Source organism: Paraburkholderia phytofirmans PsJN (assembly GCF_000020125.1).
Taxonomy (GTDB): Bacteria; Pseudomonadota; Gammaproteobacteria; order Burkholderiales; family Burkholderiaceae; genus Paraburkholderia; species Paraburkholderia phytofirmans.
The window spans coordinates 1,219,026-1,242,288 of sequence record NC_010676.1 but is presented as its reverse complement, the minus strand read 5'-3'; the positions used below and the strand labels follow the sequence as shown (position 1 = coordinate 1,242,288).

The window sequence follows — 23,263 nt, the reverse complement described above, 5'->3', positions numbered from 1 at the left end:
CCGGACTCCGGTGTCGTGAAAGATCAGCCGATTATTCGGCGAGCAGCCCCGCTTTTGTCGAGGGCATCGCGATGAACCGCGGCAACGCCTCGACGCGGCGCAGCCACGCACGAATGTTCGGATACGGGTCGAGCGACACGCCGCCTTCCGGCGCGTGCGCGATGTAGGTGTGCGCGGCGATATCGGCGATCGTCACCTGATTGCCTGCCGCGAACGGCTTGTCCGCCAGTTCGCGGTCGAGTACATCGAACAGCTTCACCGCCAACTTCTTCGCCGTCTCGTGATCGTGCGGCGCACCAAATACGGTGACGAGCCGCGCCGTGCACGGCCCATATGCGATCTGACCCGCCGCGAGCGACAGCCAGCGCTGCACCGCGGCCGCGCCGAGCGGGTCTTCCGGCAGCCAGGAGGCGTCGCCGTAGCGCTTGGCCAGATACACCAGAATCGCGTTCGAGTCGAACAACGTGATGTCGCCGTCCTGAATGGTCGGCACCTGGCCGAACGGGTTGAGCGCCAGATAGTCAGGCTTGCGGTTGTCGCCGGCTTTCACGTCCAGTTCGACCACTTCGAACGGCAGATCCAGCAGGGTCAAAAACAGCTTCACCCGATGGCCGTGGCCGGAAAGCAGGGTCGTATAGAGGCGGATCGGCTGGGCGGGTCGAGCAACGGGCATGACAGGTTCCGGAAAGCGTGAAGGGATGGGACGAGCATAATCCGCACGCCCCACCTTGCAGAAGCCTGATAATCCGGGAAACACAGTCAATCGAAGATGGACAATCCACCATGGCCGACGTACGCGACGTAAATCTGAACCGGCTGGCGATCTTCGTCGCGGTCGTCGAGGCGGGCTCGCTGACCGCCGCGGCAGCGCGCCTGGGCCTCGCCAAGACGATGGTCAGCACGCACATGCAGCGGCTCGAGGCCGAGGTCGGCGCGAGCCTGCTGGTGCGCACGACGCGGCGGCTCGGTTTGACCGAGCCCGGCCGCGCGTTCTACGAAGCCAGCGTGAAAATCCTCCGCGCCACCGAAGACGCGCTCGCGGCGATCGGCGGCGAAACGGCGCCCGTGCGCGGCACGTTGCGCGTGAGCTCGCCGATCGATTACGGTTCGCTTGCAGTCGCACCGGTGCTGGTCGAACTGCGCCGCACGCATCCGCAACTCAATGTCGAGTTGTTGTGCACCGATCGCTATGTGGATCTGATCGCGGACGGTATCGACGTCGCGATTCGCCTGGGCCGGCTTGCCGATTCCAATTTCCGCGCGGTGAAACTCGGCAGCTTCGTCAAATGGATCGTGGCGAGCCCAGATTTCGTCGAGACATGGGGGCAGCCGCAGACACCCGCCGAATTGTCGGCGATGCCCTTTTGCGCGTTGACGGTGTTGCCGCGTCCGCTGACGCTCGACCTGCAACGCAACGGCGGCACGGGCGATGGCGACGTGGAAAGCGTGCGTTGTGAAAACGCGTTGCTGGTGAATACCGCCGACGCCTGCCGTGCAGCAACACTCGCCGGCGGCGGCTTCGGGCTGTTGACGGATTTCTCGATTGGCGGCGACATTGCGGCCGGCCGGTTGATTCGCCTGCTGCCGGAATGGGCGACGGAGCCCGCGAGTATTCAGGCTATCTTTCCGCCCACCAGTCATCCTCCGCGCAAAGTGCGGGCGCTAATCGAGACGTTCAAGAAGCAGCTCGAACGCGCCGCGTGACGGCGTTTGCTGGTGTCCCGTGAACCGGGCCACCAGCAAGCCTTGCGTATCAACGTGTCAGAACGAGTGCCGCATGCCGATCCGCACATCGGTCTGCGTGTTCGACGTGGACGGCGTGAAGCTGTAGCCGATCACTGCATTCACGCCGTCCGACGCGCGCAGATAGTCGCCGGAGATATAGACGTCCGTACGCTTGGAGAGCAGATAATGCAACCCGAGCGAGCCCTGGTTCCAGTGATTGCCTTCGAACCGCGTGTGCTGATAGCCGCCGTACAGCATCAACGCGGGCGTGAAGGTGTACGAGGCGCCCGCTTCATACACCTGCATATGCGAGGTCTCGCCGAGTCCCTTGATCGTCGTGTAGGTGAAATCGCCGCTCAACATGACCTTGCCGATCGTATAGGCCGCGCCGACTGCGAACGCCCCTTGCTTGTCGACCGGAAACGCCGACGAGCTATACAGATCCGTCACCGCGCCGGTCGCCGGATCGACGGACACGGTCGGCTTGCCGAGGAACGTCCGTGTGCCGATCATCGCGTACGGGTCGAATGCATAGATGCCGTTCGGATTGTTCAACTGCGTATAGGCCGCGCCCATGTTGAACGCGCTGTGCTCGTAACGCGCGCCCACGCTCCACGCGCTCTTGTTGTGGAAGTCACCGGCCGTATTGCCGAACGAGTACATGCCGCCGAACGAGAAGCCTGCATAGTCGTTGGAGAGGAACTTGACCGAGTTCGGCAGCCGGTCGCCGTTCATCCGGTCGAAGTCGCCTTGATGGATCGCGTAACCGCTCGCCCACGCCGAGATGTTATACAGGTAGACGAACTCCTCGGTCATGTCCAGTTGATTACCAAACGAGAGTTGCCCCCAGTTGTTCTTCAGGCCCACATAAGCCTGGCGTCCGAACTCGGCACCGCCGAATGCATATTGCCCATTGCCCACGTGAAAACCCGATTCGAGCGCGAACACTGCCTGCAAGCCGCCGCCGAGATCCTCGACGCCCTTGAAGCCGATCCGGTTGCCGTATGAAATACCGTCATCGAACTTGAACTGGTGAGCCCCGCCGGCATTGTTCACGTAGGTAATGCCGGCATCCAGAATGCCGTAAAGGGTGACGCTGCTTTGTGCATGAGCAGCAGTCGGCGCGCATACAGCGCTTGCCGCGATAGCGAGTCCCGAAAGGCTGACGGCATTTTTCTTCTTCATCTAATTCTCCCCTGCTCTTTGCCTGCGTATTTCGTTGGATAAAGCGATCCCTGCTGCGTGCTGTTGACCAACGCGCGGCGCTTCTCGCATGACGGGCAGTTCAGAAACCGGCTGAGACCGAGTAAAACGAATTGAAGCTATCTACGATGCATGCAATAAGCACTGTGTCCGCATCGCTGCATCAAGAATACGGGTCCAGATTTACGAGGATTCGACCGGATGCGACATAAATCTGTCGCACCGCGACCTCATTGTTAGGAATGCGGCGGTTATTTCACGCCGAGCGCGGTTTGCACGGCTTGCAGGCCATTGGCGCCGCTCGCGGTATTCACGCCGTCGAGCCACGACTTCAACAATTCGGGGTGACGCTTGAGCGCTTCCGCGGCGGCGACATCCACGCCGGTTTTCTTTTCGAGTACTTCGGTAATCACGCCATTCTCCAGATCGACGTTGAAAGTGAGTTGCTTAAACAGACGCCCGACATTCGGGCACTGCGCGGCATAGCCGCTGCGCGCCACCGTATTGACCGTGGCGCCGCCGTAGTTGGGCCCGAAGTACTTGTCGCCGCCATCGAGATAGGTGAGCTTGAACTTCGTGTTCATCAAATGCGGCTCCCACGCAAGAAAGACAATCCACTTCTTGTCGCGCACCGCGCGTTCCACTTGCGTGAGCATGCCTGTCTCGCTCGATTCGACGAGCTTCCAGTTGCCGAGGCCGAACGCCTTGTCATCGACCATTTTCTTGATGTTCTGATTGGCCGGCGCGCCAGGTTCGATGCCGTAAATCTTGCTATCGAACTTGTCGGCATTCTTCGCCAGGTCGTCGAAAGAATGAATGCCGGCGGCGGCCACATAGTCGGGCACGGCCAGCGTGAACTTGGCGTTGCTCAGATTCGGATGCACGACTTCGATCGACTTTTCTTCTTCGAACGGTTTGACGACCGGGGCCTGCGCGGGCATCCAGTTGCCGAGGAACACGTCGATCTGTCCTTTCTTCAGGCCTTGATAAGTGATCGGCACCGACAGGTTCGCGACATTCTGCTTATAGCCGAGCGCCTTCAACAGTACTCCGGTCATTGCATTGGTCGCGTCGATGTCGGTCCATCCCGGCCCCGCCATGTTGACCTGCGTGCATGACTGCGGCTCGGCGGCCGACGCGAAAGTGGCTGCCGCGCACAGTAGCGCTACGCCGGTTACCGCCTGTTTGAAGAGCTTTTTCATTATGTCGGCTTCCTGTTGGTGGGGTGGATTGGATCGTGAGCAGCGTGAGGATTAACGGGCAACGGCGGGAAAGCGCGCCATCGCTTCGAGCGTATCGAGATCGATGTGGTTGCGCATATAACGCTGGCTCGCATCGACGAGCGGTTGCCAATCCCACGATGCGACCGTGCCTTGTGTCGTTGACGCGAAGTGAAAATGGCGGCGCCGCTGGCTTTGCAGCACTTCATTGTGCAGCGCGGCGAGATTCCAGCGTTGCGCGACTTCCTCCCGAAATGCCGCGACCTGTGATGCATATTCGCTGCGCGCGGCAAGGTTTTCTCGTTCAAGCGGATCGGCTGCGACGTCGTAGAGTTGATCGGGATCGGCAGGTGTGTGAATAAACTTGAAGCGCCCACGCCGCAGCATCACAATCGGCGCAATCGCACCCTCGGCCAGATATTCGCCGATCGCTTCGTCATGACCACCTTGCTTACCGAACAGATGCGGCACGAGGCTTTGTCCATCCAGCGAATCGGGCCACACGGCCGGCTGTTCGCCGCGCGCCAGTTCGACCAGCGTCGGCACGAGATCGAGATGCGAGACCGAGTCCTTCACGCGATGCGCGTCGAATTGCTGCGGCGCGTGCACGATCAAGGGCACGCGGCAACCGCCTTCGAAGAAAGTCATCTTGTACCAGAGTCCACGTTCGCCGAGCATCTCGCCGTGATCGGACGTCACCACGATCACCGTGTCTTGCGCGAGGCCGGCCTGATCGAGCGCTTCGAGGATCGCGCCGAACTGGTCGTCGACGTAGGAGATCGCGCCGTAATAAGCGCGCCGCGCGTTGCGGATCTGCTGATCGGTAGGCGGCGTGCGATCGGTTTCGCAGACATGGCGCAGGCGCTTTGAGTGCGGGTCAGCGTCTTCGAATGAATCGCGAAACGCGGGCATGTCGATGTCTTCGTCGCGATACATGTCCCAGTACTTTTGCGGAATCGCGTACGGGTCGTGTGGGTGCGTCAGCGAGGCGACCATGCAAAACGGCCGCGCATCTTTACCCGCATGACGTTCGCGCGCAATGTCGAAGAGTTTCTGGCGAGCGGTGAACGTGACCTCGTCGTCGAAGTCGAGTTGATTGGTGCGCACGCACGGACCCGCGTCGATTACCGAACTCATGTTGTGATACCACGTGGGACGTGCTTCGAAATTGTCCCAGTCGGGTGTCCAGCCGAAGTCGGCGGGATAGATGTCGGTGGTGAGCCGCTCTTCGAAGCCATGCAACTGATCGGCGCCGCAGAAATGCATCTTGCCGGACAGAATGGTTCGATAACCTTCAGCGCGGAGATAATGCGCGAAGGTCAGCGTTTGCGACGGAAATTCCGCTGCATTGTCATAGGCACCGATTGCGGACGGCAGCTTGCCCGATAAAAAAGAGAATCGCGACGGCGCACACAGCGGACTCGCGCAATAGGCCGATTCGAACACCACGCCCTGTTTCGCGAGGCGATCGAGATTGGGCGTCTTCGTCAGAGGGTGCCCGTATGCGGCCAGCGCGAACGGCGTCATCTGGTCGGCCATCAGGATGAGAATATTCTTTTTGCTGTCAAGCATGAGTGCGTGCCTCGAATAGAATCGCAAGTGTCGATGCAGATGCCGCGATGGATGCAACGGCCAACGGGCTGCCGGTCCGCCGGGCCCGCCATGAGCACCACTATTGCCGTCCAATTCGCCGCTGTGAAGACGGCAATTCGTTATGTGCCTATAAGGGGGTGTTATGTCGAGACAGGACCGCTTGCCGCCTATGCAAGCGTTGACGATGTTCGAGTCCGCCGCGCGTCTGGCCAGCTTCACGGCGGCCGCGCGCGAACTGGGTTCGACCCAGCCCGCGGTGAGTCAACGCGTCGTGCAACTGGAGGAAGCGCTGGGCGCCCCGCTGTTCGAGCGCGGCCATCGCGGCGTCACCCTCACCGAAGACGGCGAACGGCTCTTTGAAGCGGTACGCCACGCGCTGGACACGATTCGTTTAGCCACCAGCGAAATCCGCGCGCGGCGCACGCCGCAAACGCTCACCCTCTCCACCGACTTCGGCTTCGCCACCTATTGGCTAATGCCGCGTCTATCGCAGTTCAAGGCGCTGATGCCGGATGTCGACGTGAAGATCATCACGTCGCAAAGCGTATTCGATCCGTCGCACGATCAGGCGGACATCGCCATTGCATTCGGCGATGAACATGCGGACTGGACCGCGCGCGGCGTGGTCAAGCTGTTTCCCGAGCGCGTCACGCCGGTGTGCAGCCCGGCGTTTCTCGCGGCGCACCCGTCACTGCGCGCGCCCGCTGATCTGATGAATCTGCCGTTGCTGCATCTCGAGCCGACCCAGCCGGCGCGCTGGCTCTCATGGGCCGACTGGTTCGCCGCCCATGAACTCGATGCGCCCGCCGCGCATCGCGGTATCACGTTCAACAGTTTTACGCTGGTGGCCCACGCGGCGATCATGGGCCAGGGCGTCGCGCTGGGCTGGGCGCCGCTGGTCGACGAACTGCTTGCCACCGGGCAACTCATCGAACTGTTCGAGCCGCCGGTCATCACGGAGCGCGGCTATCTGCTCGTCACGCAGCGCACGGCGACACCCGTGGTCAGCGCCTTTCGCCACTGGCTGCTCGGCGAATGCGGGCTCGATGCGGAATAAGCGCGCGCAGGCCGGCCTGACGCTCCCGTTCCAGCGCGACGGCGGTTAGCTTCTATCCGCGTGCCCGCCTGATTTGCTCTACTGCGAAGATGCATGCCGCGCCCCGCGGCAGCGTCCTATCTTCCAGGTGGAGTGCGCATGTCCGTCGATTCCCGTCCCGATCAGCTGGTTCTCACCGTCGCCTGTCCGAGCGCGGCCGGCCAGGTTGCCGCCGTCGTCGGTTTTCTCGACCGGCATCATTGCTATATCGACGAACTGACCGTTTTCGACGACGACCTCAGCGAGCGCTTTTTCGTGCGCTGCGTATTTCATGGCGCCGACAGTCAGGAGACGCTGCGGGTCGCCGCGCTCAAGCGCGAATTCGAGCCGATCGCCGAGCGTTTCCGCATGACATGGGCGATGCACGACGTCGGCACGCGGCCGAAGGTTTTGATCATGGTGTCGAAACTCGAACACTGTCTCGCCGATCTGCTGTTCCGCTGGCGCATGGGCGAGTTGAAGATGGACATTGTCGGCATCGGCTCGAATCACCGCGATCTCGAACCGTTGGCTCAGCAGCACGGTCTGCCCTTCCAACATCTGCCGATCACCGCCGACACGAAACCGCAACAGGAAGCGCGTTTGCTCGATCTGTTCGAAACTTCGGGCGCCGAGTTGATGATTCTCGCGCGCTATATGCAGATTCTCTCCGGCGAGACGAGCCGTGCGCTGGCCGCGCGAGCGATCAATATCCACCATTCGTTTCTGCCCGGCTTCAAGGGCGCCAAGCCGTATCACCAGGCGCATACACGCGGCGTCAAACTGATCGGCGCGACCGCGCATTTCGTCACCGACGATCTGGACGAAGGTCCGATCATCGAACAGGTGGTGGAGCGCGTGGATCACTCGTATAGCCCGGAGCGTCTGCTTGCTACGGGGCGCGACGTCGAGTGCATTACGCTTGCGCGGGCCGTCAAGGCGTTTATCGAGCGGCGCGTGTTTATCAACGGCGATCGGACTGTCGTGCTGCAGTAAACAAGAAAACGCCGCTAGAAAGCGGCGTTTTCGTTTATTCGAGCGTTGCCGCTTCATCAAAGCGGCAACGCTTTCGCACAAGCACCTTCAGCAGAATCACTTCACCCAGCTATCCACCCGGTCACCATGCGCACTGATCCACGCATCGGCCGCGGCGGTCGGCTTCTCGCCGTTCTGCGTCGCCAGCATCACGCTGTCGATCTCGCCCGGCTTCCATTGGAACTTCTTGAGGAACGCGACGACCGGCGGCGCCTTCTTCTCGAGTTCAGGATTCACGACGCTGTCCACGTGCTCCGCTTCGCCGAATACCTTCTTCGGATCGTCGAGGAATTTCAGCTTGTACTTCGCGAACATCCAGTGCGGCTTCCAACCGGTCACGATAATCGGCTTGCTCGCCGCCTCCGAACGCGCCAGCTCAGCAGTCATCGCGCTGCCTGAACTCGGCATCAACTGATAGTCGAGCCCATAGGCCTTGATCGCCTCGCTGGTTTTCTGCATCACGCCCGCGCCGGCGTCGATACCGACGATGCGCGAGCCGAACTCCGCCTTCTTCGCTTCCAGATCGCCGAGGCTCTTCACGTCGACATTCTCCGGCACGATCAGCCCGATCTTCGCATCGTTGAAGTTCGGCCCGAGGTCGACCACCTTATCCTTGAAGTTGTTCCAGTACGCACCGTGCGTGACGGGCAGCCACGCCGACAGCGTCGCGTCGAGGTCGCCGCGCGCCACGCCCTGCCACATCACGCCGGCCGCGACCGGCACGAGTGTGACCTGATAGCCGAGGCGCTTTTCGATCACGCGCGCGGCCACGTTCGAGGTCGCGACGCTATCGTCCCAGCCTTCCACGTAGCCGATCTTGATGGTCGGCTTGCTATCGGCCGACACGCTCACGCTGCTTGCCGCCAGCGCCGCGCCCAAGGCGCTCAACACGAATATCTTTTTGATCAGTCTCATCGCCGTTCTCCCTTTGCCGTCAAAACAACCCAATGAGCATTTAGAATCGCCAGCCAGAATTACCGGGTAGCGTTGTTTTCCGACATCCAGTTGTCCCCACGCGACTTCGCGCCACTGGACCCACCTTCTTCTCGTCTTACTTATCCACGACGAGGTCGCTCAACGGCTTGCTGCAGCACAGCAGCACCATGCCCTGATCGATCTCGCGCTGGCGAATCCCGCCGGCGTGTTTCATCGCGACCTCACCCGACACCAGCTTGACCTTGCAGGTGCCGCACATGCCCTGTGTACACGACGCCGGCAACCGCACGCCCGCTTTCTTCGCCGCGTCGAGCACGTGCTGGCCGCTGCCGCATTCGATCTCGCGATTGCTTTTGGCGAAACTCACCTTGAAGCGGATTTCTGTTTCGATGGAAACGGGTGCGGGCGCGAATCCCGGCGCTTCCTCGCGCGCCTCGACGAAGCTGTCCGCAGTGACCGGCGCGCCAACGCTCTGCAATGCATCCGCGACATGCGCGGTGGTCAATTGCGCGGCCACTTCGCTGACCGTCTCGAAGGAAAAACTTTCTTCGTGATAGTGGCGCCGGTCGAAACCGCCTTCGTCCAACAGGTTGCGCACGGCTTGCATATACGGCGCGGGTCCGCAGGTGAAAATCTCACGCTCCAGATAATCCGGCGCGATGAGCTTGAGCAACGGCAAGGTCAGAAAGCCGGTCACGCCAGGCCAGTTCGTGCGCGCGCCCACTCGCTCGCAAACGAACGCCGTGCGGAAATGGGCCTGATTCGATGCGATCAGATCGAGCTCGCGCGCGAAGATGATGTCGTCCGGCGTGCGGGCACTGTGCACGAACACAATATCGCTGTCTTCACCGAGTTCGTGATGCGCGCGGCTCATCGACATCAGCGGCGTGATCCCCGAACCGGCCGACAGGAACAGGAACTTGCGCGCCGGATGCCGCGCGCACGTGAATTCGCCCGACGGTCCCAGCACACGAACCTCCGCGCCCGCATGCAGATTGTCGTGCAGCCAGTTCGACACTTTGCCGCCCGGCACGCGCTTCACCGTGATCGAGATCGTATGCGGACGCGTGGGCGGCGACGAAATCGTATAGCAACGATTGATCGATTCACCGTCGATCTCCAGTTCCAGCGTGATGAACTGCCCCGGCTCGAACACGAACGCCCGCCCGGAAGGCGCGCGAAAGAAAAAGCTCTTCACGTCGTGCGTTTCCTGGCGAACCTGGCAGCACACCAGCGTGTCGTCGGTATCGCTATTCCAGCGTGGCGGCAACGTCTCCCAGAACCGCGGCTGCGTGACGCGGCTCGCAGCGTGATCTGGAGCCGGTTCGGGGCTCAGTTGAAACGTCGCCTGATCGCGCATCATTGTTTTCTCCGACTCCTGGTTACAGCGTCGCGCTCAGCGCATGAAGGACACGACTTTTTCGCCATGCGAAGCCTGCGCGGTATCGCCGGCGTCGTGGGTTTGGGGCGCATTGCTGTAATCCGCCATGCGCGCGATGTACCACTCGCAGAACTTTTCGACGAGACCTTCCGTGAACGGCGAGTACGGACCCGGCTCATACGCGCTGCTGGTCGCGCCGCGCTGCGAGTACTCGACGAGCGCGCGATCCTGGTCGTTGGTGGCGCGCCACACGGCCGTGAGGTTGTTCACGTCGTAATCGATACCTTCGCGCGCGTCCTTGTGCACGAGCCACTTGGTGCGCACCAGCGTCTTACCCGCCGAGAGCGGAATCACCGAGAAGCTGACGATGTGATCGCTCATGAAGTGATGCCAAGAATTCGGCTGCGTCCAGAACGACAGTCCGCCGAGGTCGGCCTGCTCGAATCCGCCGAGCAGTTTCTTCGACGCCACTTTCGCGTCGAGCGTTTGCGATTCGCCGTCGCGATCGAGCGGCAGGCGTTGCGTGCGGAAACCCGTGACCAGATCGGCCAGCCGTTCGATTTCCGCCGACGGCAGTTTCATCGCTTCCCATTGCGCGGTACGGCGCGCCACGGTCTCTTCGAACGCGGCCATGCCCTCTTCGTTGGCCGGCGTGCGTTGATAACCGAAGCCGTATTCGTAGAGCGAAATGGTCAGCTCGGGATGGTTCGCCACGCAGTGATAGCACTCGCGATTGTTCTCCATCGTGAGCTTCCAGTTGCCGTCTTCGATAATGTCGATCGAGGCCGCGATCTTGCAGCTCGCCAGATCGTGCGGCTGCAGATACGGTTCCATCGCGGCGCGCATCACGCCAAAGTCGGCCGGCGGATTGTCGGCGAGACAAATGAAAATGAGGCCCGCCAGATTCTCGACATGCACGGCCTTCAGGCTATGCTTGCAGCGGTCGAACTGATCGCCCATGTGTTCGGCGAACATCAGATCGCCGTTCAGGTTGTACGTCCAGCTGTGATACGGGCACACGATATTGCCGAGCGAGCCTTTGTCGGTATTGCACAAGCGGGCGCCGCGATGGCGGCACACGTTGTGAAATGCCCTCACCTGCATGTCGTCGTCGCGTACGATCAGGATCGAATCGTTGCCGATCTCCACGGTGATGTAATCGCCGGGTTCCGGCACGTCCGGTTCCACCGCGACCTGGATCCAGTGCTGCCGGAAGATCGCCTCCATATCGAGCGCGAAAATCGCCTCGCTCGTGTAGAACGGCGCTTCCAGTGTGTAATCCTTTTTGCGGCGTTCGATCATTGCACGAACGTCTGCCGAAACTTTCATTGTGTGCTCCGTTGCATGTCACGTCTGGCGCCGCGCCAGGCCCTCCTGGTCGCGTGCTGGCCCGAACCGGAAATCAGTAATCCACGAGTTGATGCTCGCGCAAATACGCCAGAATCACTTGTGCTTTTTCGACAGAACTTCCTTCAATTACGACGCTGCCGCCCCGGCTCTCGGTCGTCGTGGCCGAAAGCATGCGGGCGTGGCCGGAACGCTTTTCAGCCGCGGCGAGCCGCACCGGTTTGGCGGCTGCCGGGCGCAAGGTCCAGGCGGGGTTGTCGGAGTTGGCGGTAGCGGGCGTCGCAACCGGGCGAATCGTGCCTTCGCGCAGGCGCGCATAGGCGTACGTCGGTGCGGCGTTGGCGAGCGGATGCACGGCGATCAGCGCGGGCAGCCGCACTTCCACGCGACGGCGCAAACCCTTCGGCATGAATTGACGGACCTCCGCGCAACCGTCGCGCAGCGCGATGTCGACGGCTGCGCCGACCAGCGGCATTTCCAGCGCGCTGGCGATGCGATACGGCAGCATGCCGCTGTCGAATGCGCCTTCGGCACGCGTGCCGGTCAGCACGAGGTCGTAGCCGCGCAGACGGGCGGCCAGAGGTGCCGCTACGTCGGCTTGCAAGTCAGGCGTCGTGGCGATTTCAAGCACTTCGACTGAGCGTGCTCCGAGCGCAAGATATTCCTTCAACGCAGGGTTAGACGGATCGCCCGCATGCAGCACGTCGAGCGTCGCGTTGTGCGTTCGGGCCAGCGAGAGCGCGAGAGTCAGCGCGGCGGCGTCGTTGCGGCTGTAGCGAGCGGTGCCGCTCACCGGATGACGGCCCACCGAAACGAGGACGGCGATCTTCATGCGAGCGCTCCTTCGGCGACAGCCGTTGAATTCAGCAGCGCCGCACCGGTCCCGCCTGCTGAGCGTGCCGCGGCCGCCGCTTCGTTGAGCGCCGCGATGGTTTCCTGTGCGTCCGCGATCACCGTGAGATTCGCGCGTTTGGCGATCGGCGCGCTGGCGTCGAGGTTCACCGCGATCACATGCCGGCAATCCTTGATGCCTTGCAGATGCTGCACCGCGCCGGAAATGCCGAAGGCGATATACACGCTCGCCTCGACGGTCTTGCCGGTCGCGCCAATCTGCTTGTCGCGCGTGAACTTGCCGTCGTCCACGGCCACGCGGCTCGCGCCGATCGCCGCGCCCAGCGTGGCCGCGAGGCGCTCGAATGCCGGCACGTCGCTCACGCCATTGCCGGCGGAGACGATGAAGTCGGCTTCTTCGAGCGCGAGTTGCGCGGCGTCGATTTCCTCGATGCTGAGATCGCGTACGGCGCTTTGTTCTTGCTGCGAAGCGGGATCTCCGTCGAAACGCCACATCACCCGTTCGCCCGCGCCAAAGAACGGCAACTTCGGATCCACCGCGTTGGCCGCGAGCAATACCACTTCAGGCAATGCGCGCGCCGCGAACGCCGTATTCGCCTTAACATAGGTGGCAACATGCGCGGCATCGATCTCGACGACATGCGCCGCGACGCTTGCATTCGCCGCAGCGGCGTAACGGCGGCCGAGATCGCCGTCGCCGGTTGCGTTATCAGGCAGCAATATATGCACCGGCGCGTAAGCCGCGACGCACGCAGCCAGCGCGTTCAATTCGTCCTGCGGCGCAAACTTGCGGCGATCGAACATCGGCAGTTCGATAAGTTTGTCGGCGCCGAGCGTAGCGGCATCGCCGCTGAACTCGCCGAATACGAGCAGCACGACTTCGGTCGCGGCGTCGGCTATCAAGGCCGCTGCGGCCAACGTCTGGCGTGCGTGGTCGTCCAATGCGCCGCGGTCCGCATGCGCGGCCACGAGTATCACGCGCTGCGGCGCCGCCGTGGTGCGGCGCGCTTTGGCCTGTTCGCGGTGCAAGGCGACGCCGCCGTGCGTGGCCGTTTCCATTAAACCCGCAGCACCCATTACGCCGAGCGTGATGCGTTTGAGTCCGTCTGCCGTGATCGTGAACGGACGGCGCGGATCGATTCGTTTGAGAGTGTTCATCGCGTTACTCCAGCGCCGCTGCAACCAGTTCGGCGACGTCCAGCACTTCCGGACGCGGGCCGACCACGCCTTCGAGCATCGCCGTGCAATTCGGACAGCCCACCGCGACGATCTCCGCGCCGACGGTTTTCGCGTCGTCGATACGGATATCCGGAATACGCCGCTTGCCCGGAATATCGGTCAAGGGCGCGCCGCCGCCACCGCCGCAACAGCGTCCGCGCATACCGTTACGCTCCATCTCCACGACCTTGATGCCAATGGTCTTCAACAGCTTGCGCGGCGCTTCGGTCTCACCGTTATAGCGGCCCAGATAGCAAGGGTCGTGATACGTGATCTTGCGGTCCGCGAAGGCGGCGACCGCGCGCGGCGTCAGCTTGCCGCTCGCGACCAGCTGCTCGATCAGCGCCGTGTGATGCTGCACTTCGTAGAAACCGCCGAGCGCGCGATACTCGTTGCGCAGACTATGCAGCACGTGCGGATCGGCGGTGACGATCTTGCGGAACGAGTACTGCGAGAGCGTGCCGATCAGCTTCAGCGCGAGTTGCTGGAAAGTGGCTTCGTCGCCGAGACGCCGGGCCGTGTCGCCAGTATCGGTTTCCACGCCGCCCAGCACCGCGTAGTCGATGCCCGCGCGATTCAGTACTTTGACCAGAGCGCGCAGCGTGCGTTGATAGCGCATGTCGAACGCGCCTTCGCCGGCAATCAGCAGCACGTCCACCGGACGTCCCGGCTGCGCGACCTGCACCTGCAGATCGACGGCCCAGTCGTAGCGCGCGCCGATGTCGTAGCCGTTCGAGCTGCCCGTCTCGCGCAGATTCGCAAGCGTGATCGGGCCTTTGCCCGGCACGCTGCCTTCCACGAGCGTCTGATTGCGGCGCATGTCCACAATCGCGTCGACGTGTTCGATCAGCATCGGGCACTCCTGCACGCACGCGCGGCAGGTCGTGCAGGACCACAGCGTGTCCGCTTCGATCATCGTCGAGATGAGCGGTTTGTCGGGCGCGCCGGCATGCTTGCCGACCGGAATGCCCGGCGTGGGACTGCCCGCGTATTGCGCGTCCGTGCCGCCCACCATGCCGGTGACCAGATCCTGAATCAGCTTCTTCGGATTGAGCGGCTGACCGGCGGCAAACGCGGGACAGGCTGCTTCGCACTTCCCGCACTGCACGCACGCATCGAAACTGAGCAACTGATTCCAGCGGAACTCGACCGGCTTGCCGACGCCATATTCTTTCGCGTCGAGCAGCGGCGCTTTCAATGCGGTCGGCGGCACCACGTCGTTGTCATTGCGCTCGGCAAAGCGCTCCTGGCGCGGATGAAACGCGAGGTGCAGCAGACCCGCGAGCGCATGCTTCATCGGCCCGCCGCGCGCCGCGCCGAACGTCATCGCGAACGCGCCGGCCGCGATCAGCAGCGCGACGATGATCGCCAGCGCGCCGGACATCGCACCGGCAGGCAACGCAACGAAGAGCACGAGACCGAGCGCGAACGAGCCGAGCAACAACGGCAAATGATCCCACGGTCCGCGCGAGAGCCTGGCCGGTACCGCTTTCGCGCCATGACGGCGACGCCAGACGAATACCGCGCCGACCAGCATCACGAGCGCCGCGAGGAAGATCAGCTTGTCGAGCCACGGCGAGTAGATCGCCAGCCCGTAGTTGACGAACACCAGCGCCATCGCGAGAATCGCGCCGCCCGCGGTCGCCACGTGCGTTTTGGCGATGTACGGGTCGCGTGCCACCACGTGATGCAGATCCACGAAGTAGCGCTTGGGAATCGACAGCAGATTGGTCCAGCCGTACGCGCCCGCCGCCGTCGCACGGCCTTCGCGCCAGTACGCGGCGCGTTTGACGAGCGCGAACGCCAGACCAGCCACCGACAACCACAGCAGGACGGTGATGACAAACACGGGGCTCATCGTCAGAAATCCTTGCAAAGGCGCAGCGCGTCGTAAATCGCGCCGTGAATGTTGTGCATCGAAATGCAGTCACCGACACGGAACAGCAGGAAGCGGCCATTGCCGAGTTCTTCGCTCAAAGACGGCTGCGGCTCGGAGGCGAACAGTTTGTGCACGTCCACCTGACCGCGATTGATCGACTCCGGCTTGAGCTTCCAGTACAACTCGTCGTTCGGCGTGCTGCCGTTCTCGATCACCACCTGATCGACCGCGCGCTCTTCCTGCTCCTCGGTGTACTCGTTGCGGATCACGGCGATCTTCTTGCCCTCTTCCTCGTAAACCTTGTCGAGCCAGTAGTTCGGCGTGTGGATCACGCCTTGCGCGTAGAGCCGGCGATAGAAAATCGGGAACGTGGTGCCGCCGACGTCGTCGGCGACCTTCACGTCAGGCGTCACGATCTCGACGTTCGAACCCCGGCTCGACATGAAATCGGCCACGCCCGCGCCGGCATGCGTGCTGACGCCGTCGTACACCAGCACGTTCTTGCCCGGCTCGACCTTGCCCGAGAGCACATCCCACGAACTCACGGCGAGGCCTTCGTCGACGCCCCACGCCGCCACTTGCGACGTGAACGACGAGCCGCCCGTGGCGAGCACGACGATGTCCGGCTTCTCGGCCATGATGGTTTTCTCGTCGGCGGCGACACCGAGGCGCCGGTCCACGCCGAGGCGCTTCGTTTCCATGTCGAACCAGCGCACGATACCCGCCATCTGTTCGCGTTGCGGCGCTTTCGCGGCCAGCATGATCTGACCGCCCACGTAGTCGTTCTTCTCGAACAGCACCACATCGTGACCGCGCGACTTCGCCACGCGTGCCGCTTCGAGTCCTGCCGGACCCGCGCCGACTACGACGACCTTGCGCTTCGGCCCGCGCGTTTTGGCGATCACGTGCGGCATCGTTTCTTCACGCGAGGTCGCGGCGTTCTGCACGCACAACACGTCGAGCCCGTTGTACTGGCGGTCGATGCAATAATTCGCGCCCACGCACTGCTTGATTTCGTCCTCGCGGCCATCGCGGATCTTGATGACCATATGCGGATCCGCAATTTGCGCGCGCGTCATGCCGACCAGATCGACCATGCCGCTGGCGAGCAGGCGTTCGGCCTGGCCCGCGTCGCGAATGCTTTGTGCGTGCATGACGGGCAGCTTCACCACCGACTTGATGCCGGCCGCGAGATGCACGAACGGTTCGGGCGGCAGCGCCATCGGCGGCATGCAGTTGGCCAGCGTGTTATGCGTGTCCGCACCCGAGCCGATCACACCGAGGTAATCGATCAGGCCTGTCTCACTCATCGCCTGGGCGATTTCCTTCAGTTGTTCGTGATCGAGTCCGTCTTCATGGAACTCGTCGCCGCACATGCGCAAGCCAACGCAGAAGTCCGCGCCGACTGCTTCGCGCACGGCCTTCAATACTTCCGTGCCGAAACGCAGGCGGTTTTCGAGCGAGCCGCCCCATTCGTCGGTGCGGAAGTTGGTGCGCGGGCTCCAGAACTGGTCGATCAGATGCTGGTGCGCCGCCGAGATTTCCACGCCATCCATGCCCGCGTCTTTCACGCGCTTCGCCGCCGCCGCGAAATCGCTGATGATGCGGCGGATTTCCTCGACTTCGATGATCTTCGCGTTGCCGCGATGCACCGGCTCACGCACGCCGGACGGCGACATCAGATGCGGCCAATGCTCGCCGTGAAACGCCGAGCGGCGTCCCATGTGCGTGGCCTGAATCATGATTTTCGCGCCGTGCGTGTGCATCGCTTCGGCGAGCCGCGCAAGCGGGTCGATGATCTTGTCGGTCGACAGATTCACCGACTTCCACCAGCCTTGCGGGCTGTCGATCGACACCGGACTCGAGCCGCCGCACACCGCGAGGCCGACGCCGCCCTTGGCCTTCTCTTCGTAGTAACGGATATAACGGTCACCGGGCAAGCCGCCCGGTTCCGCATAGACCTCCGCGTGCGCGGTACTGACGATGCGGTTGCGCAAGGTCAGCTTGTTCAACGTGAGAGGCTTGAAAAGGTTCGGGTAACGCATCGCGATCGACCTCGGAATGGAATGCTTTTTTGCGCTGTGTCGTGCGCGGTCAGGAAGCCAGCGGCGATACTTCGAACACGCAGTGGTCGTGATGCTCGGCCGCGCATTGCGCTTCTCTCGAATGCGACGGCGGACCTTTGCGCGACGCGTCCGGCGCGGTGTCGTTGACCCAGTCCATCGCGCCCGCGAACCAGCCGGCGAACATGTAGCACAGCTTGCCGACCTTGCCCGGCTGCGCGAGCACGAACGACGAGTGATGCAGTTCGATGCGCGCATGCGAGCTCGACGGATCGGCTTCGGTGATCGTGAAGATGCCCCAGCCGCGCTGCGAAAGACGTTTCAGGTAGTGCTCGAATACCGCCATGCCGGCAAGGCCGTGCTGCTTCGCTTCCTTGTCGCACCAGAAATACGCCGACTTGTAGCCGGCTTTGTAGAGAATCTCGGCATACGTATCGAGGCCGAGCGCTTCTTCCACGGCGGTATGGTTGTTGGTGAAGAAATGGCGCGGCACGTACAGCATCGGCAGCGCGTCGGTGGTCCAGACGCCGGTGTTCGCATCGACGTCGATAGGCAGTTGGGGTTGCATGTGGAGGCTCCGTTTCTTATGTGTGCGAGTGTGGTTTCATCAGCGCTGGAAGATCAAACCTTCCAGACTTCGCCGAACACCCGCACCCAGTTTTCACCCATGATCTTCTTGATGCGCGTCTCGCTCCAGCCGGCGCGCTCCATGGCGGCCGTCAGATTCGGAAACTCGCCGATCGTGCGAATGCCTTCGGGATTCACCACCTTGCCGAAGTTCGTCAATTGACGATAACGGCCCTTGTCGTGCGTGATCCAGTCGAAGAACTCGGTGCTGTAGCCTTGCGTGAAATCGGTGCCGATGCCGACCTGATCTTCACCGATCAGATTGACCACGTACTCGATCGCTTCGATATAGTCTTCGACGGTCGCGTCCGCGCCGCGCTTGAGGAACGGCGCGAACATCGTCACGCCGACGAAACCGCCTGCGTCCGCGATCTCTTTCAGTTGCTCGTCGCTCTTGTTGCGCGGATGCTCTTTCAGTCCCGACGGGCAGCAGTGCGAGTAGCACACCGGCTTGTTCGACGCCGCGATCGCCTCAGAAGACGTCTTGCCGCCCACGTGCGAGAGATCGACCATGATGCCGACGCGGTTCATCTCCTGGATTACTTCGCGGCCATAGCCCGACAGACCGCCGTCGCGTTCATAGCAACCGGTGCCCACGAGGTTCTGCGTGTTGTAGCAAAGCTGCACCACGTTCACGCCGAGGTCCTTGAACGCCTCGATATAGCCGAGGTTGTCCTCGAAAGCGTGCGCGTTCTGGAAACCGAAAATGATGCCTGTCTTGTTCTCTTTCTTCGCACGGAAGATGTCGTCCGTGGTCCGCACCAACGTGAGAATCTCACCGTACTCGCGAATCTGCTGCTTCATTTCGGCGATGTTATCGACGGTCTTCTGGAAGCTTTCCCAGACCGAGACCGTGCAATTCACGGCGGTCACGCCGCCCTTGCGCATGTCCTCGAACACCGAGCGCTCGAACTTCGAAATGTTCAGACCGTCGATGATGATGCTGTTGTCGTGCAATGTGCTCATCGTTTGCTCCAGGCGTACTCAGTAGATGGGAAAGCGCTCGCACAGCGCGAAAATCTCGCGGCGCACGCGTTGTTCGGTGGCGGCATGGCCTTCGGGGTGATCGCGCAGCGCGTCGAGCACCTCGACGATCAGCCGGCCGATTTCGCGGAACTCGCTGACGCCGAAGCCGCGCGTGGTGCCCGCGGGCGTGCCCAGGCGAATGCCGGACGTGACCGTCGGCTTTTCGGTATCGAAGGGAATACCGTTCTTGTTGCAGGTGATGCCCGCGCGTTCCAGGGCCTGCTCGACCTGATTGCCTTTGAGGCCCTTCGGCCGCAGATCGACCAGCAGCAGATGGTTGTCCGTGCCGCCCGTGACCAGATCGACGCCGCCTGCCTTGAGCACTTCGCCGAGCGCCTGGGCATTGGCGAGCACGCTGTCGATATACGTCTTGAAGCCCGGTTCCAGCGCCTCGCCGAACGCGACCGCCTTGCCGGCGATCACATGCATCAGCGGGCCGCCCTGCAAGCCGGGAAATACGGCGGAGTTGATCTTCTTCGCGATGTCTTCGTCATTCGTCAACACAAAGCCGCCGCGCGGGCCGCGCAGTGTCTTGTGCGTGGTCGACGTCACCACGTGTGCGTATTCCACCGGGTTCTGATGGCGACCCGCCGCGATAATCCCGGCGATGTGCGCCATATCCACCATCAACTTTGCGCCGACGCTGTCGACGATCGCGCGCAACCGTGCAAAATCCAGCGCTCGCGGATAAGCCGAGAAGCCCGCGATCAGCAGCGCGGGTTGATGCTGCTGCGCGAGTACCTCGATCTGTTCGTAATCGATCAGCATCGTGTCGCGATTCACACCGTACTGCACCGCGTTGAACCACTTGCCGGACATGGCCGGCTTGGCGCCGTGCGTGAGGTGGCCGCCCGCGTCGAGCGACATGCCGAGCACCGTGTCGCCCGGCTTCACCAGCGCGAGCATCACTGCGCCGTTCGCCTGCGCGCCGGAATGCGGCTGCACGTTGGCGAATTTTGCGTTGAAGAGTTGCTTGATGCGATCGAGCGCCAGCGTTTCGACCACGTCGGCGTATTCGCAACCGCCGTAGTAACGCTTTCCCGGATAGCCTTCCGCATACTTGTTGGTCAGCACCGAGCCCTGCGCTTCGAGGACCGCGCGCGACACGATGTTTTCCGACGCGATCAGTTCGACTTGCGACTGCTGGCGCTCGAGCTCTTTCAGAATAGCGCCGCGCACCGCCGTATCGCGCGTGGCGAGCGTTGCTTCGAAGAAAGGATTCGGGTTCGACATGGAAGGTCCGTGGAGACGTTGACGGAAGGCCGGAAGCCGCGTCTGGGCTTTGCTTCGCCCCTGCTACTACCGGTGTGCATTGCGTCTATTCTTGACGCTCGCCTCGCTTGTCAATTTATGAATTCAGACGCGTTCTTTGCCTTTTCCGCCATACACGTCCTTTTTTCACAAGTCGGCGCTGACGCGCACTCTCCACTTGCCGAACGAGCGTGCTGAAATCGCGATCATGTTGCACTGCACGCGTACGTCGTGCGCGCTTCAGGTGCGCTGGCAGACCGCTACGGCTCCGTTGTGGTGCTACTTGTTTAGCTATCCACGTCGAAGGCGCGCCAACCGAGGGTTTAGCCTGATGGCACGGGAGTTGCCCTAGTCCTCAAAATTGAAGAAGTCGCTGCTCCCCACGGCGACGTGACATTACAGATTCGAAGGAATCATTCCTCTCATGTCCACCGATCGCACGGCGTCGTTGTCGCATTTCGCATTCATGCCGGTCCCCAACTTCACCATGATTGCGTTCACCAACGCGATCGAAGTCCTGCGCATGGCGAATTACCTCACGGGCCAAACGCTTTACCGCTGGTCGATCGTGAGTCCCGACGGCGGCCCGGTCATGGCCAGCAATGGTCTGTCGGTCGACACGGGGCCGGTTGAATGCGTCGGCCAGCCGGATATCGTGTTCGTGGTCGGCGGCATCGACGTGCAGCGCGCCACCACGCCGGCCCATCTCTCCGCCTTGCGCCGCTTCGCCCGCCTGGGCTGCGTGCTCGGCAGCCTGTGCACCGGCACGTATGCGCTGGCGCGCGCCGGTTTGCTGGCCGGTTATGCGTGCGCGATTCACTGGGAGAACATGTCGGCGCTCAAGGAAGAGTTTCCCGACACGCGTTTTCTGAAGGAACTGTTCGTGGTGGACCGCGATCGGGTGACGTGCACGGGCGGCGTCGCGCCGCTCGACATGATGCTGAACCTGATTGCGCCGCGCGTCGGCACGGCACGCGTCACGCAGATCGCCGAGCAGTTCATCGTCGAACATGTGCGCGATACCAGCGCGCAACAGAAAATGCCGCTGGTGGCGCGGCTCGGCTCGGCCAACAAGTCGCTCTTCGAAGTGATCTCGCTGATGGAGAACAATATCGAAGAGCCGCTCTCGCGCGAAGAACTCGCGCGGCTCGCGGGCATGTCGCAACGCCAATTGCAGCGTTTGTTCCGCGAGCATCTGGGCATGACGCCGACGCATTACTACCTGACGCTGCGCTTGCGGCGCGCACGCGAGTTGCTGCTGCAAACGGATATGTCGATCATGCACATCACGATGGCATGCGGCTTCCAGTCGGCTTGCCACTTCTCGAAGAGCTATCGCGACGCGTTCGGCACGGCGCCGACGCGCGAACGACGCAAGCAGGCGCCGTCGCTCGCTGCGGTGCCGGTGCTGGCGGCCTGAGGCGGCTGATTGCTTGATAGGTTGACTGCGCGGCCACAAAAACAAACGCGTTGAGCGGTTTTCCGTTCAACGCGTTTTTTTGTAGCGCTGCGCGAGACCGCGCATGCAGCCCCGCCGCCACCTCATGCCGCGATCAAGCCGCCTTCAACAACCCGTGCGGATCGATCACAAACTTCTTCGGCGCGCCGCCATCGAACCGGCGATAACCATCGGGCGCCTGGTCGAGCGACACCACGGTCACGTTGACGATATCCGCAATCGGCAAGCGATCCCACAAGATCGCCTGCATGAGATTGTGGTTGTATTTCATCACCGGCGTCTGTCCGGTATGGAAAGAGTGCGACTTGGCCCAGCCCAGACCGAAGCGGATGCTCAGGCTGCCTTTGCGCGCGGCGGCATCGGCGGCACCCGGATCGTCCGTGACGTACAGGCCCGGAATGCCGATCGCGCCCGCGGCCCGCGTGATTTCCATCAGCGAGTTGAGCACGGTGGCCGGCGCTTCCTCGTGAGATCCGCTGCTGCCGTGGCCGTGCGCTTCGAAGCCAACGCAGTCGACCGCGCAATCCACTTCGGGCTTGCCGAGAATCTGCTCGATCTGCTCGCCGAGCGTGGCATCCTTCGACAGATCGATGGTCTGGAAGCCCATCTTGCGCGCATGCGCGAGACGCTCCTCGTTCATGTCGCCGACGATCGTACAGGCCGCGCCCAGCAAGCGCGCCGAAGCGGCAGCCGCCATGCCCACCGGACCCGCGCCCGCGATATACACGGTAGCGCCGGGCTTCACGCCTGCCATCACCGCGCCGTGATAGCCGGTCGGCAGAATGTCGGACAGACACGTGAGGTCGCGGATTTTCGCCATCGCCTGCGCATGGTCGGGGAATTTCAGCAGATTGAAGTCGGCGTACGGCACCAGTACGTATTCGGCTTGGCCGCCGATCCAGCCGCCCATGTCCACGTAACCATAAGCGCCACCCGCGCGCGACGGATTCACGTTCAGACACACGCCGGTATGTTGTGCCTTGCAGGTCGGACAACGTCCGCAGGCCACGTTGAACGGTACCGAAACGAGATCGCCGACCTTCAGCGTTTCCACGTCCCGGCCCACCTCGATCACCTCGCCGGTAATCTCATGGCCGAGCACGAGGCCGACTTCGGCGGTCGTGCGGCCGCGCACCATGTGCTGATCCGAGCCGCAAATATTGGTGCTCACCACCTTCAGGATCACGCCGTGACCGATCGACCGGCCACGTGGATCGACCATCTTCGGAAAGTCGATCGACTGCACTTCCACCTTGCCCTGCCCCAGATACACAACGCCGCGATTGCTGCTCATTGTCTGTCTCCATGTCTTGTGAGCGGCGCGCCCGGTTCATTAAAGAGCACGCCGTTCAACGAGCGTAGCGCCCAGTGAA

General features: G+C 62.4%; 19 protein-coding genes. 4 read left to right on the top strand and 15 right to left on the bottom strand.

Translation table 11 applies throughout. The annotated features are described in order from the left end of the window. Positions 1–31: 31 nt before the first annotated feature. Positions 32–673 carry a glutathione S-transferase family protein gene (locus tag BPHYT_RS25260; protein WP_012426954.1) on the bottom strand — a complete coding sequence of 214 codons (642 nt, stop codon included), beginning with the start codon at positions 671–673 and terminating at the stop codon, positions 32–34. A 110-nt stretch (positions 674–783) separates the two neighbouring features. On the opposite strand from BPHYT_RS25260, the gene BPHYT_RS25255 reads away from it, so the two are divergent. Next, on the top strand, positions 784–1,704 hold the full coding sequence (locus BPHYT_RS25255; protein WP_012426953.1) for a LysR family transcriptional regulator: 921 nt from the start codon (positions 784–786) through the stop codon (positions 1,702–1,704). Positions 1,705–1,761: 57 nt separating this feature from the next. Here BPHYT_RS25255 and BPHYT_RS25250 read toward each other — a convergent pair whose 3' ends face one another. From BPHYT_RS25250 to betC, 3 genes are all read right to left on the bottom strand, one after another. Next, a complete protein-coding gene (locus BPHYT_RS25250) occupies positions 1,762–2,910 on the bottom strand; it encodes a porin (RefSeq protein WP_012426952.1) in 1,149 nt (382 codons plus the stop codon). Between the two features lie 269 nt (positions 2,911–3,179). Beyond that, positions 3,180–4,130: a choline ABC transporter substrate-binding protein gene (locus BPHYT_RS25245; RefSeq protein WP_012426951.1), complete on the bottom strand. Its 951-nt coding sequence runs from the start codon at positions 4,128–4,130 to the stop codon at positions 3,180–3,182. A gap of 51 nt (positions 4,131–4,181) precedes the next feature. After that, positions 4,182–5,720 carry a choline-sulfatase gene (gene betC, locus BPHYT_RS25240; protein ID WP_012426950.1) on the bottom strand — a complete coding sequence of 513 codons (1,539 nt, stop codon included), beginning with the start codon at positions 5,718–5,720 and terminating at the stop codon, positions 4,182–4,184. Positions 5,721–5,883: 163 nt separating this feature from the next. Between betC and BPHYT_RS25235 the strand changes: the two genes are divergently transcribed. Both BPHYT_RS25235 and purU read left to right on the top strand, forming a co-directional pair. Beyond that, complete coding sequence (locus BPHYT_RS25235) at positions 5,884–6,798, top strand: choline sulfate utilization transcriptional regulator (RefSeq protein WP_012426949.1); 915 nt, start codon at positions 5,884–5,886, stop codon at positions 6,796–6,798. Between the two features lie 138 nt (positions 6,799–6,936). After that, positions 6,937–7,812, top strand: a complete 876-nt coding sequence (gene purU, locus BPHYT_RS25230; protein WP_012426948.1) for a formyltetrahydrofolate deformylase — start codon at positions 6,937–6,939, stop codon at positions 7,810–7,812. Between the two features lie 96 nt (positions 7,813–7,908). Here the strand turns inward: purU and BPHYT_RS25225 are convergent, their stop codons facing one another. From BPHYT_RS25225 to BPHYT_RS25180, 10 genes are all read right to left on the bottom strand, one after another. Next, entirely contained in the window at positions 7,909–8,766 is an 858-nt protein-coding gene (locus tag BPHYT_RS25225; RefSeq protein ID WP_012426947.1) for a glycine betaine ABC transporter substrate-binding protein, read from the bottom strand. A gap of 136 nt (positions 8,767–8,902) precedes the next feature. After that, on the bottom strand, positions 8,903–10,150 hold the full coding sequence (locus BPHYT_RS25220; protein ID WP_041759127.1) for a hybrid-cluster NAD(P)-dependent oxidoreductase: 1,248 nt from the start codon (positions 10,148–10,150) through the stop codon (positions 8,903–8,905). A gap of 33 nt (positions 10,151–10,183) precedes the next feature. After that, on the bottom strand, positions 10,184–11,497 hold the full coding sequence (locus BPHYT_RS25215) for an aromatic ring-hydroxylating oxygenase subunit alpha (RefSeq protein ID WP_012426945.1): 1,314 nt from the start codon (positions 11,495–11,497) through the stop codon (positions 10,184–10,186). A gap of 73 nt (positions 11,498–11,570) precedes the next feature. Further along, complete coding sequence (locus tag BPHYT_RS25210) at positions 11,571–12,347, bottom strand: drug:proton antiporter (protein WP_012426944.1); 777 nt, start codon at positions 12,345–12,347, stop codon at positions 11,571–11,573. Next, on the bottom strand, positions 12,344–13,525 hold the full coding sequence (locus BPHYT_RS25205) for an electron transfer flavoprotein subunit alpha/FixB family protein (protein WP_012426943.1): 1,182 nt from the start codon (positions 13,523–13,525) through the stop codon (positions 12,344–12,346). Before BPHYT_RS25205 ends, BPHYT_RS25210 begins: the two co-directional genes overlap by 4 nt. A gap of 4 nt (positions 13,526–13,529) precedes the next feature. Next, a complete protein-coding gene (locus tag BPHYT_RS25200; protein ID WP_012426942.1) occupies positions 13,530–15,443 on the bottom strand; it encodes a (Fe-S)-binding protein in 1,914 nt (637 codons plus the stop codon). 2 nt (positions 15,444–15,445) lie between these two features. Further along, positions 15,446–17,509, bottom strand: a complete 2,064-nt coding sequence (locus BPHYT_RS25195) for an NADH:flavin oxidoreductase (RefSeq protein WP_012426941.1) — start codon at positions 17,507–17,509, stop codon at positions 15,446–15,448. A gap of 49 nt (positions 17,510–17,558) precedes the next feature. After that, the gene (locus BPHYT_RS25190) at positions 17,559–18,095 is read right to left on the bottom strand and encodes a DUF5943 domain-containing protein (RefSeq protein WP_012426940.1); all 537 of its coding nucleotides are present in this window, start codon (positions 18,093–18,095) and stop codon (positions 17,559–17,561) included. A 53-nt stretch (positions 18,096–18,148) separates the two neighbouring features. Then, positions 18,149–19,120, bottom strand: a complete 972-nt coding sequence (locus BPHYT_RS25185; protein ID WP_012426939.1) for a dipeptidase — start codon at positions 19,118–19,120, stop codon at positions 18,149–18,151. 18 nt (positions 19,121–19,138) lie between these two features. Next, complete coding sequence (locus BPHYT_RS25180; protein WP_012426938.1) at positions 19,139–20,413, bottom strand: serine hydroxymethyltransferase; 1,275 nt, start codon at positions 20,411–20,413, stop codon at positions 19,139–19,141. 442 nt (positions 20,414–20,855) lie between these two features. On the opposite strand from BPHYT_RS25180, the gene BPHYT_RS25175 reads away from it, so the two are divergent. Further along, complete coding sequence (locus BPHYT_RS25175; protein WP_012426937.1) at positions 20,856–21,851, top strand: GlxA family transcriptional regulator; 996 nt, start codon at positions 20,856–20,858, stop codon at positions 21,849–21,851. A gap of 133 nt (positions 21,852–21,984) precedes the next feature. On the opposite strand, the gene fdhA is transcribed toward BPHYT_RS25175, so the two are convergent. Then, entirely contained in the window at positions 21,985–23,184 is a 1,200-nt protein-coding gene (gene fdhA, locus BPHYT_RS25170) for a formaldehyde dehydrogenase, glutathione-independent (protein ID WP_012426936.1), read from the bottom strand. Between the last annotated feature and the right edge of the window lie 79 nt (positions 23,185–23,263).

Excerpts from the sequence above, each read along its gene's own strand:
- BPHYT_RS25210 (WP_012426944.1), bottom strand. The coding sequence starts at position 12,347 with ATGAAGATCGCCGTCCTCGTTTCGGTGGGCCGTCATCCGGTGAGCGGC.
- BPHYT_RS25255 (WP_012426953.1), top strand. The coding sequence starts at position 784 with ATGGCCGACGTACGCGACGTAAATCTGAACCGGCTGGCGATCTTCGTC.
- BPHYT_RS25225 (WP_012426947.1), bottom strand. The coding sequence starts at position 8,766 with ATGAGACTGATCAAAAAGATATTCGTGTTGAGCGCCTTGGGCGCGGCG.
- BPHYT_RS25180 (WP_012426938.1), bottom strand. The coding sequence starts at position 20,413 with ATGTCGAACCCGAATCCTTTCTTCGAAGCAACGCTCGCCACGCGCGAT.
- BPHYT_RS25195 (WP_012426941.1), bottom strand. The coding sequence starts at position 17,509 with ATGCGTTACCCGAACCTTTTCAAGCCTCTCACGTTGAACAAGCTGACC.
- BPHYT_RS25250 (WP_012426952.1), bottom strand. The coding sequence starts at position 2,910 with ATGAAGAAGAAAAATGCCGTCAGCCTTTCGGGACTCGCTATCGCGGCA.
- purU (WP_012426948.1), top strand. The coding sequence starts at position 6,937 with ATGTCCGTCGATTCCCGTCCCGATCAGCTGGTTCTCACCGTCGCCTGT.
- BPHYT_RS25200 (WP_012426942.1), bottom strand. The coding sequence starts at position 15,443 with ATGAGCCCCGTGTTTGTCATCACCGTCCTGCTGTGGTTGTCGGTGGCT.
- BPHYT_RS25220 (WP_041759127.1), bottom strand. The coding sequence starts at position 10,150 with ATGATGCGCGATCAGGCGACGTTTCAACTGAGCCCCGAACCGGCTCCA.
- BPHYT_RS25260 (WP_012426954.1), bottom strand. The coding sequence starts at position 673 with ATGCCCGTTGCTCGACCCGCCCAGCCGATCCGCCTCTATACGACCCTG.
- betC (WP_012426950.1), bottom strand. The coding sequence starts at position 5,720 with ATGCTTGACAGCAAAAAGAATATTCTCATCCTGATGGCCGACCAGATG.
- BPHYT_RS25205 (WP_012426943.1), bottom strand. The coding sequence starts at position 13,525 with ATGAACACTCTCAAACGAATCGATCCGCGCCGTCCGTTCACGATCACG.
- BPHYT_RS25235 (WP_012426949.1), top strand. The coding sequence starts at position 5,884 with ATGTCGAGACAGGACCGCTTGCCGCCTATGCAAGCGTTGACGATGTTC.
- BPHYT_RS25215 (WP_012426945.1), bottom strand. The coding sequence starts at position 11,497 with ATGAAAGTTTCGGCAGACGTTCGTGCAATGATCGAACGCCGCAAAAAG.
- BPHYT_RS25185 (WP_012426939.1), bottom strand. The coding sequence starts at position 19,120 with ATGAGCACATTGCACGACAACAGCATCATCATCGACGGTCTGAACATT.
- BPHYT_RS25190 (WP_012426940.1), bottom strand. The coding sequence starts at position 18,095 with ATGCAACCCCAACTGCCTATCGACGTCGATGCGAACACCGGCGTCTGG.
- fdhA (WP_012426936.1), bottom strand. The coding sequence starts at position 23,184 with ATGAGCAGCAATCGCGGCGTTGTGTATCTGGGGCAGGGCAAGGTGGAA.
- BPHYT_RS25175 (WP_012426937.1), top strand. The coding sequence starts at position 20,856 with ATGTCCACCGATCGCACGGCGTCGTTGTCGCATTTCGCATTCATGCCG.
- BPHYT_RS25245 (WP_012426951.1), bottom strand. The coding sequence starts at position 4,130 with ATGAAAAAGCTCTTCAAACAGGCGGTAACCGGCGTAGCGCTACTGTGC.